Genomic DNA, 1,629 nt, shown 5'->3' with positions numbered 1-1,629 from the left:
GCGCCACCCACCCCGCACTCGCCGCCGACCCGCCACTCCCCGCCGTCTCCACCGCCGGCATCCCCGCCTTCAGCGAGGACATGCTCAGCCCCGACTTCTGGATCGGCCGCCTGCTGGAGCCGAACGCCGTGCTGCTCGACGCCCGCCAGGCGGCCGCCAAGCGCACACTGGTCTACGCGCAGGGCGGCGGCTTCATCGACCTCCAGCACCTCCCCGCGACCCTGGAACGCGCCCAGGTAACGGCATGGGCCGAACAGGCAAGGCAAACCCCGGTCGCGATCGGCGTCGACGAAAACGGCAAGCCGGTGGGCGCAGGGCTGCTCGCATCCATCAACAAGAACGCCGCCGCCGAACGCATCGCGGCAAGCACCCCGGCCCGCTACGGCCTGAGCGTGCGTCGCGCCCAACTGCGCTCGCTGCCCACCGAACGCAGCTTCTACGCGGCAGCCGACCAGCGCGACTACGAGAGCCTGCAGGCCGGCATCCTGTTCCCCGGCGAGCCGGTCGTCATCGCGCACGCCAGCGCGGATGGGAAGTGGCTGCTGGTGATGTCGACGCAAGGACCGGCCTGGGCGCGCGCCAACGACGTCGCCGAGGGCGGGCGCGACGAAGTGTTCGCCTATGCCACCCGCGCCCCCGGCCGCGTCGTCACCGGCGACCAGGTGCGCACCGCGTACACGCCGGAAGCGCCCGAGGTCTCGGAGCTGCTGCTGGACATGGGCGTGGCCCTGCCGCTTGCCGACGTGCCGCCGGGCGAACCCGTGAACGGCGCCAGCCCCTACGCATCCTGGCCTCTGCTGCTGCCGGTGCGCGCTGAAGGCGGCAAGCTTGCCTTCCAGCCAGCCCTGCTGCGCCGCAGTGCGGACAGCGCGCCCGGCTACCTGCCGGTCACGCGCGCGAACATCATCCGCCAGGCCTTCAAGCTGCTCGGCGAGCGCTATGGCTGGGGCCACCAGTTCAACGCCCGCGACTGCAGCGGCCTGACCGGTGAGGTCTATCGCAGCATGGGCGTGCTGCTGCCGCCGTTCTCTAGCCTGCAAGGCAGCAGTACCGCCTTCCAGCATCGGCGCTTCACGGACAAGGACAGCCACGCCGACCGTGTAAAGGCGCTGGCCGAGGCGCAGGTGGGCGACCTGATCGTGGTGCCGGGCCACGTGCTGATGATCATCGGCCAGGTGAAGGGCGAGCCCTACGTGATCCAGGACGTGCCCTATGCCGTCTTCAAGGACCCGCAGACGCAGCAGATCCGCAAGACCAAGCTGAACCAGGTGTCGGTGACGCCGCTGCTGCCGCTCTACGCGGACGACAAGACCCTGTATGTGGATGCGATGACGAGTCTGGTGCATGTGACTGGCAACTAGCCCGTCGTGTCGGGCATTGCCCGACCCGACTCCCCGCGAAGGCGCACTGCTGTCCAAGATAATTGACAGTTGAGCTGGTAGTAGACCATCGGAAAGGAGTTGCAGGTAAAGGTTAAGGGTACTAAAACCCTGAGTTCTCACGCTCACAACCTAAACCTGCAACCATGTCTACGATAACCACTTTCCAGGCGCTTTTAAAGGGTCTTCCACGCGCTGTGTTCAATCGTTGTGTCGAGCGACACAACGCGGACAAGGGGTGCAAGCGCTT

The 1,629-nt window shown here is 67.3% G+C and carries 1 protein-coding gene; it reads left to right on the top strand.

Annotation, left to right across the window (positions count from 1 at the left end; genetic code table 11):
• Nucleotides 1–1,361, top strand: a 1,361-nt coding sequence (locus tag LQV39_RS26275) for an SH3 domain-containing protein (protein ID WP_230030138.1), incomplete at its 5' end; no start/stop codon positions are given.
• Nucleotides 1,362–1,629 lie beyond the last annotated feature (268 nt).

Source organism: Massilia sp. Bi118 (assembly GCF_918697865.1).
Classification (GTDB): domain Bacteria; phylum Pseudomonadota; class Gammaproteobacteria; order Burkholderiales; family Burkholderiaceae_D; genus Telluria.
This window is presented reverse-complemented; position numbering and strand designations above follow the sequence as displayed.